Source organism: endosymbiont of Riftia pachyptila (vent Ph05) (assembly GCF_000224455.1).
In the GTDB taxonomy this organism is placed as follows: Bacteria; Pseudomonadota; Gammaproteobacteria; order Chromatiales; family Chromatiaceae; genus Endoriftia; species Endoriftia persephonae.
The window spans coordinates 1-8,004 of the sequence record NZ_AFOC01000126.1 but is presented as its reverse complement, the minus strand read 5'-3'; the positions used below and the strand labels follow the sequence as shown (position 1 = coordinate 8,004).

The window sequence follows — 8,004 nt, the reverse complement described above, 5'->3', positions numbered from 1 at the left end:
CCGGCAGGTTGAAATCGAGCAGGAAGATATCAAAAGGCTTGTTCGCTGATGCCATCTCTGTTGCGAGGGTGAGCGCTTCGTCACCGGTAGTGACAGTATGGATCTGCATCCCGCAGCTGCGCAGCTGATCTCTGAAAATACGCTGATTGAGCAGGTTGTCATCCAGGATCAGGCACTTCAGCCGGCTGAGATCCGCGTGCCCAAGGGGCTCCCTGGGTTGGCTCAATCCGAGCGGTATCTCCAGCCAGAAGGTGGAGCCTTCGCCTTGTGTGCTGGAGACGCCGATGGATCCGCCCATCAACTCCACCAGCTGTTTGCTGATGGCCAGACCCAGGCCGGTGCCGCCATATTTTCGTGTGGTAGAGCTGTCGGCTTGGGTAAACGATTTGAACAACCGCTGTTGCTGTGCTTCGGGGATGCCAATGCCGGTGTCGATTACTGAGATGCGGAATCTGGATGTGCCATCCGTTGCCTTGGTGGTTTCGACATTGATGGCGATGTGTCCCTGCTGGGTGAATTTGATGGCATTGCCGGCCAGGTTGGTGATGATCTGGCGGATGCGCCCGGCATCGCCCATCACCTGCCGTGGCAGTTCTGGCGGGTAGCTGATGATCAGCTCCAGTCCTTTGCTGGAGGCGTTGGCGCTGAGCAGCCTGACTGCATCATAGATGGTGCGCTCCAGGTCGAAGGAGATTGCTTCCAGTTCGATCTTGCCCGCTTCCGCCTTGGAGAAGTCGAGGATGTCGTTGATGATCCCAAGTAGCGAGTTGCCAGATTGGGTGATTACCTCCAGAAACTCTTGCTGCTCATCATCGAGTTTGGTACCAGCGAGCAACTCCGCCATGCCCAATACGCCATTCATGGGGGTTCTGATCTCATGGCTCATCATGGCCAGAAACTCAGACTTTGCCTTGGCGGCGCTCTCGGCCTTCTCCTTCGCCTCAAACAGTTCACGCTCGACCTGTTTGCGATCGCTAATGTCGCGCATCACCATGGAGAAGTAGTGTTGCCCACTCTTGGTGGCCTCATGCAGCACGATTAGCTGGTCAACTGTCATCATCCTGCCATCGATGGAGATGAGCTGGGTTTCGCCGCTCCAGGTACGGTTCATGTAGGCCGAAGGCACACCCTCGTTGAGCAGCTGATCGATCTCCGAAGCGGGGAAGATCCCGGCAAGGTTCTTGTCGGCGAGATCGTCGTCCAGGCTGTAACCCATGATCTCCCGACCGGCCCGGTTCATGAATAGGATGTCGCCCTCCAGATTGAAGATGGCAACAAAGTCGGTGGTATTCTGAATGATGTCGATGAGCCGTTGTTGACGCTCTCTGGCGGTGACTTCCTCAGTTCGATCCAACAAGAATGACGAAACCCCGCTGACTGAGCCGTCTGCGCGCTTGATTGGCGCGTTGTGCCATTCACAGTTGTGCCGGGTGCCGTCCCGCGCTGTGATATCGAAGAGAAATGTACCGCTATGGTTAGGGTCGAGCAATGAGCGCCAACTCTGCGGTGGCTCCGTCTCTTTCCGCTCCTCGTCAAACAGTTTGGGCTTGTTGGGGTTCTCATCCTGCGGTTTGGCAAGCAGCTCGGAGATATGTTTGTGCAGTGCCTGATCCCGACTGTAACCGCTCAGTCGCTCCGCACTCGGATTCCAGGCGATCACCCGGCCATCAAGCGACCATTCGATGGCAGGCAGCGGTGTGTGTTTGAAATGGCTCTCGAGTCGCTCTTCAGATTCGCGCAGCGCCTGCTCCCGGAAATTGGAGGCAGCGGCCAGGGTGATATTGTTGAGAATGACCTGGTTCTGCTGTTTTGCGGCTTTCAATAGGATGCCGAGCATCAGCAGGATCAGCACAACCGGGACGGTGTCAGGCATGGATGGCTCGGTCATGAAATAGACAAGGAGTGGCAGCAGTGCCAGCAGTAAAAAGCCGATGGAGCTTGTCATGGACGCTGCCTGAGAGGAGATGGCGACCGCTGAGACACCAATCAGGATGCAGCTGATGATCATCAGGCTGAAAAAATTGTCAGTTGGATCGATGAATATCACTAGACTGCCCCAAGCGAGGCCGGCAGCCCAACTGGCGGCGATAAAACTGGCTCGACCTGCTTTGACTTTGCCTCTCAAGTGGCGGGTTCGGAAATAGTGCATTCTGAGCAGATAGCGTATCCCTGTGATGCCGAACAGAACCAACAGCCAGATCCTCAGTTGGGTGGCGTGTTCCGGAGCCCAGAGGATCCAGCTGGTCAACAAGCTGGCAATCAGGGCGCTGAGCAGAGAGGAAGCCAGATTGGTGTAGAGCAGATCATTCGTCTGTTGCTGGATCGAGAGAGCGAGTTCAGCGTAGTTCTGGCGGTCAGTGTCTCTGCTGCCTGTCTTAAGGGAGTTCATACTTCAGGGCTACCGCTCATGGTGATTGGCAGATGCCCGCTTATTCATTGGTCCAGGCATAGATCGCTTCGGCTCTGTTTCCTGGCTCTAGGTAAGAGAACGATTCACACAGGCTGGAGAGAAGCTGGATGCCCCGGCCGCTGAACAATGGTTTCTCCCCCTGCGCGCTGGTTGCGTTGGCAAAATCAAAGCCTGGGCCGCTGTCTTCGATCTGTATGACGATCCATCCGCCGTTAGCCTGGGGGTGTATCCTCAGTCCAATGTGTACCGAGCCTTCGTTGAGTTGGCTGAGCATCCGATCGCGCTCCTCGAAGTAGCGGGTAAAGCCATCCGGCCCCTCTTTGAGGCTCGAATCGAGGCCGAGTACGCCGTGGTCCAGGGCGTTGATGAAGAGCTCGGTGAGGATGGTGAAGAGCACCTGATTGTGTGTGCGTATCCCCACCATCTCCTGGATATAGTTGATCAGCAGCGGCACCGGGTCCGCCTTGCGCAGTTGCATGCCGCGCAGGGTGATATGGAACTCGACGCTATCGGAGTCGTGATCGAGCAGGCTGTTGGGGTCGACATGTGTCTGCTCGGCGAGCAGTTGATCGACCCGCCAGGAGGGTAGCAGCTCGGGCAACAGCGGCAGCTCCACCATGGTGATGTCATCATCCTGCGGGGCATCGCTGCAGAAGCGGTCGAGCGCCGAGGAGACATTGTCGAGAATAAACGCCTGCTCGCCACTTTGCTCGATGGCGGTGATAAGTCTCTCGGAGCCGAAGTATTCACCTGTCGGATCACGCGCCTCAGAGACGCCATCGGTGGTGAGAAGCACCCGGTCACCCAGCCCGACCCGGATATGCTGGGCATCCTCCTGAAAATTGGAGTCGGGTATGATCCCTAGGGGCATACTGCGGGATTCCAGGCGGTTCTTGATACGGCGCGTGTTGCCATCGATGACGAATAGATCAGGCATGCCGCAGTTGAAGACCGTGATGTAGTCGAGCGAGGCGCTGATCTTGACGAACTGTGCGGCCAGAAACATGCCGGTCGGCAGCATCTTGTGGAGCTTGCTGTTGATGCCCTGCAGGATCTGCGGCGGCGAGAAGCCCTTGGCGGTCATCGAGCGGAACACCTCAGAGGTCGGCAGGGCGCCGAGTGCGGCGGCCAGCCCGTGACCGGTGAAATCCCCCAACAGCACATGCAGATCGTGGGAGGGCGAATAGGCAGTCAGCATGATGTCACCGCTGAAGATGCTGGCGGGCTTGTGCAGATGCGAGATCTGATCGAGTACCACATTGCCCGCCAACACCGCACCGCTGAAGACCTGCTCGGCTATCTCTTCGTCCATCTGCATGCGGTTGTAGAGCATGCGGATATCCTGATGCAGGTTCTGGATGCGTTCCATCGACTGGATCTTGGCGGAGAGCACGGTGTGGTTGTAGGGTTTGGTGAGAAAGTCGTCACCGCCAACCTCGATACAGCGGGCCAGCGCCTTGTCGTCAGTCATCGCTGTGAGGAACAGTACCGGGATGAATTTGTCGGCAGTCTCCGATTTGATGATCTCGGTAGCGGCATAGCCGTCCATCACCGGCATCATCACATCCATCAACACGATATCAATGCTGTGTTGGCGGAACTTCTCGACGGCATCGGCACCATCGACCGCCTGGATGACCTGGTAGCCCAGTTTTTTCAGCAGGGCATTCAGAATGACCCGGTTGGAGAGTTCATCGTCGGCGACCAGTGCGGTGCCACGGAGTTTTAGATTGGGAGCGTCTGCTTTCACGGTCTCTATCATCTCTGTCGGGCCGGCTTGATGCTGGTTTTAGTGATTGTTTTTTATTCCCAAGAGGCTAGCGGCCATCCTCAAGGAAACTTGATCCTTGACGCCTGCGCTCCAGGGTTTGATGATCGGGGCGGTTGTGGAACAGCATTTCAGGGGGGAGTGTGGAGGCGCGTGAGCCGGCATCGTTGAGAATCGACGCTGCGGATGAGACAACGCTGAAGATCTCGTTCGTTGGCGCCTGGCTTGGTGATGGGCGTCCGCTGGATGGTAACGGCTTGATTGAGCAGATCAGGGCGGCCGGCAGCTCGCTGACTCGGATTGAATTCGATTCAAGTGCACTCTCAGGCTGGGATAGCGGATTTGTCACCCTGTTGCTGAGACTCTCGGAGTGGGCCGGCTCCGAATCAGTCGCATTCGATGATGAGGGGGTGCCGGGCGGTGCCAGACGTCTACTGAGGCTTGCCCAAGCGGTACCAGAGCGCGAGGGTGCGCGCCGCGAGCCAAAGCGCCAAACCCTGCTCTCTGTGTTGGGAGGATGGGCGATCGCCTTTGTCACCGACCTGGCGGCGTTTGTCACCTTTATCGGTGAATGGCTGCTGGCGCTGCTGCGTTTCTTTAGCGGCCGGGCTCGCTTCCGCTGGGTTGATTTTGGCCACTTTCTGCAATCGGCGGGGGTTGAGGCGCTACCCATCGTTAGCCTGATCAGTCTGCTGGTGGGGGCGGTGCTGGCGTTTGTTGGTGCGGTGCAGCTGCAGATGTTCGGTGCGCAGATCTATGTCGCCAATCTGGTTGGCTTGGGTATGGTGCGCGAGATGGGGGCGATGATGACCGCCATCATCATGGCTGGTCGCACCGGCTCTGCCTATGCTGCCCAGCTTGGCTCGATGCAGGTCAACGAGGAGGTGGATGCGCTGCGCACCTTTGGTATCTCACCGATGGAGTATCTGGTGCTGCCACGCAGCCTGTCGCTGATTCTGATGTTGCCACTGCTCTGCATCTGGTCCGATGTGCTGGGGATCGTCGGTGGCCTGATCGTTGCCGCCGCACTGCTCGATATCAGTCTGCTGCACTACCTGCAGCAGACCCAGGAAGCGATTAATCTGATGGATGTGCTGACTGGGATGATCAAGGGCCTGATCTTCGCGGTGGTGATCGCACTCTCCGGCTGTTTACGCGGGCTGCAGAGTGAGCGCAACTCAGCCGCGGTGGGCAAGGCTACGACCTCAGCGATGGTTACAGCGATCCTGCTGATCGTAGTCTGGGATGCCATCACCACCATCATTTACAATCGCTTGGGGATCTGATGGATAGACTGGATCGGCTGGCAGCCGGAGGATCGATCGAGTCCCACCTGGTGGTGGAGGGTTTGACCATGGCCTATGGAGATTTCGTGATCCAGCGGGATCTCGATTTTCGCATTCGGCACGGTGACATCTTCATCATCATGGGTGGAAGCGGCTGTGGCAAGAGCACCCTGCTGCGCCACCTGATCGGCCTGAAAGAGCCGGCAGCCGGGCGGATTCTGATCAACGGTGAATCGTTCTGGACCCTGCACCCGGAGGAGCGCGACCAGCTGATGCGCAGCGCCGGAGTGCTCTACCAGAATGGCGGCCTGTGGAGCTCCATGACCCTGGCGGAGAACATCGCTCTGCCGCTGCAGGAGTACACTCGGCTGTCGGCGGCGGAGATCCGTGATCTGGTCTCCTACAAATTGGCGCTGGTGGGGCTGAAGGGGTTTGAGGAGTACTACCCCTCGGAGATCAGTGGCGGCATGCAGAAGCGGGCAGGGTTGGCGCGGGCGATGGCGCTCGATCCGGAGATCCTCTACTTTGACGAACCCTCCGCTGGTCTCGATCCGGTCAGCGCACGCATGCTCGACGATCTGATCCTGGAGCTGAGCGAGAGCCTGGGGGCGACAGTGGTGGTGGTGACCCACGAACTGGCGAGCATCTTCGCCATCGGCAACAATTCCATCTTTCTCGACCCCGACAGCAAGACCATGATCGCCTGGGGCCACCCCAAGTATCTTCTGCAGGAGACAGAAGACCCACGGGTGAAACGTTTTCTGACCCGCGGTGAAGCGGGCTGACCTGATTTGATAAGCACAAGGAACGAGAACCATGATGAACCGGCCTAATCCGACTCTGATCGGCCTGTTTGTTCTGAGTGCATTGGCACTCGGCATCGTCGCGATAATGTTCGTTGGTGGCCGTGGATTTTCCGAACAGAGTGTACGTTTTATTCTCTATTTTGAAGGTAATGTGAAGGGGCTGAATGTGGGAGCGCCGGTGACCTTCCGCGGCGTGCATATTGGTCAGGTCGAGAGTGTCTCGGTGCTGTTTGATGAACAGAGCCTGCGGGTGGATATCCCGGTTGTGATCAGCGTCGATATGAATAAGGTCGGCATAAGCCGAAAGATAGTGCCGGAAAAGGATGGCAAGCTGGTAGAAGAGCTGATCAAAAAAGGATTGCGCGCCAGCCTTACCCTGCAGAGCCTAGTGACCGGCCAATTGCAGGTGGAGCTGGGGTTTCATCCCGATACCAGGGTGCGATTGATGAATCGTCAGAGTGACTACCGTGAACTGCCGACCATCGTCACCGGGATGGAGAAGATCGCCAGAACCCTGGAAGATCTGCCCCTGGAGGAGATTACACAGACCGCCATTAGCATCCTCAACGGCATCGAAAAGATCGTCAATGGTGCCGATTTCCCGGCCATGGCACAGCAAGTGGCTGTGTTGGTCGGACGGCTTGAACGCCTCAGTAAGCAACTGGAGGAGCAGACTCCTGAACTGATGGAGAGCAGTCTGCAGATGACAGTTGAGATTCGGCAGGCTGTCGCCGAACTGAGACAACAAACGGGGCCGCTGCTGAAAGAGTGGACCCAGGTGGCCCAGGACTCACGCCAACTGGTGGCCCAGGCCGATGGCAGCCTGCAGAGGGCGCTGGCGAGCTGGGACAAGACCATGGCCTCGGGAGATGCAGCATTCGTCAAGGCCAGCGACAGCTTTGAGTCTGCGGAAAATTTGGTGAAGAGTGCGGAACCATTGAACGGCGAGATCAAACGGGCGCTGCAGGAGCTCTCCGCTGCCGCCCATTCGATCAGCATCTGGGCCGACTACCTTGAGCGCCATCCGGAGGCGCTGATCAGAGGAAAGCAGTAATGAACAGAGTAGAGAGGAGAGGGGTGACAGGAGTAGCGTTGATTGTGTTGGCGCTGTTGACCGGCTGCAGCACCACGTCCCAGTCGAGCCGCTTCTACCTGATGTCTCCCCTGCAGGAGACGCTGGAACAGAGTCGGATGATCACCACACAGCCGTTGTTGGGGATCAGCAGCGTAGGGCTGGCCGACTATCTTGACCGACCCCAGATCCTGGTTCGCAACGGCCCGCATCGGCTGGAGCTGAATGAGTTCGATCGCTGGGCAGGCCCGCTGCAGGAGAATCTGCGCAGCGTATTGAGCCGCTCACTGGAACAGCACTTCGGTGCAGAGCAGGTGATAGTCGCCCCCTGGCATGATGCACTGCGCCCCGCCTATGAGCTGTCGCTGCAGATCGATCAGCTCGATGCTACCCAGGCAGGCGATCTCACATTGAGGGGGCGCTGGACCCTCTATGCACCGGCCGGGAGACAGCTGGTGGCGCTGGGCAGGATCAGCCTGCGTGAGGCGATCGCAGGCGCAGGCGCAGATGCGGAGGCGATTGTGGCGGCTACTGCAGTGGTGGTGGCGCGTCTTGGAGATCGTCTAGCCAAGCAGATTTCACCCCATCTCAAGCCATAGTCAGAGAGAAGCCAGCCCCACAATTGCGGGCCTGTTGGCGCCTACTGCCCAGACTCGGTTGGC

The 8,004-nt window shown here is 58.0% G+C and carries 6 protein-coding genes; 4 read left to right on the top strand and 2 right to left on the bottom strand.

Features of this window, described 5'->3' with window-relative positions:
- Positions 1 to 2,389, bottom strand: a 2,389-nt coding sequence (locus RIFP1SYM_RS16630) for an ATP-binding protein (RefSeq protein ID WP_139042168.1), incomplete at its 3' end; no start/stop codon positions are given.
- Between the two features lie 40 nt (positions 2,390 to 2,429).
- A complete protein-coding gene (locus RIFP1SYM_RS14850) occupies positions 2,430 to 4,160 on the bottom strand; it encodes an ATP-binding SpoIIE family protein phosphatase (protein WP_139042167.1) in 1,731 nt (576 codons plus the stop codon).
- A 161-nt stretch (positions 4,161 to 4,321) separates the two neighbouring features.
- Between RIFP1SYM_RS14850 and RIFP1SYM_RS14845 the strand changes: the two genes are divergently transcribed.
- Genes RIFP1SYM_RS14845 through RIFP1SYM_RS14830 form a run of 4 tightly spaced genes read left to right on the top strand, consistent with a single transcriptional unit; the run spans position 4,322 to position 7,941 of the window.
- Positions 4,322 to 5,464 (top strand): MlaE family ABC transporter permease, encoded by a 1,143-nt coding sequence (locus tag RIFP1SYM_RS14845; RefSeq protein ID WP_006474115.1) that lies wholly within the window; start codon positions 4,322 to 4,324, stop codon positions 5,462 to 5,464.
- Positions 5,464 to 6,249 carry an ABC transporter ATP-binding protein gene (locus RIFP1SYM_RS14840; RefSeq protein ID WP_005966258.1) on the top strand — a complete coding sequence of 262 codons (786 nt, stop codon included), beginning with the start codon at positions 5,464 to 5,466 and terminating at the stop codon, positions 6,247 to 6,249. Before RIFP1SYM_RS14845 ends, RIFP1SYM_RS14840 begins: the two co-directional genes overlap by 1 nt.
- Positions 6,250 to 6,280: 31 nt before the next feature.
- Positions 6,281 to 7,324 carry an MlaD family protein gene (locus tag RIFP1SYM_RS14835; RefSeq protein ID WP_005966256.1) on the top strand — a complete coding sequence of 348 codons (1,044 nt, stop codon included), beginning with the start codon at positions 6,281 to 6,283 and terminating at the stop codon, positions 7,322 to 7,324.
- Positions 7,324 to 7,941, top strand: coding sequence for a PqiC family protein (locus tag RIFP1SYM_RS14830; RefSeq protein WP_138921752.1), 618 nt, complete (start codon positions 7,324 to 7,326; stop codon positions 7,939 to 7,941). The genes RIFP1SYM_RS14835 and RIFP1SYM_RS14830 overlap by 1 nt, the downstream gene beginning before the upstream one ends.
- Positions 7,942 to 8,004: the final 63 nt, after the last annotated feature.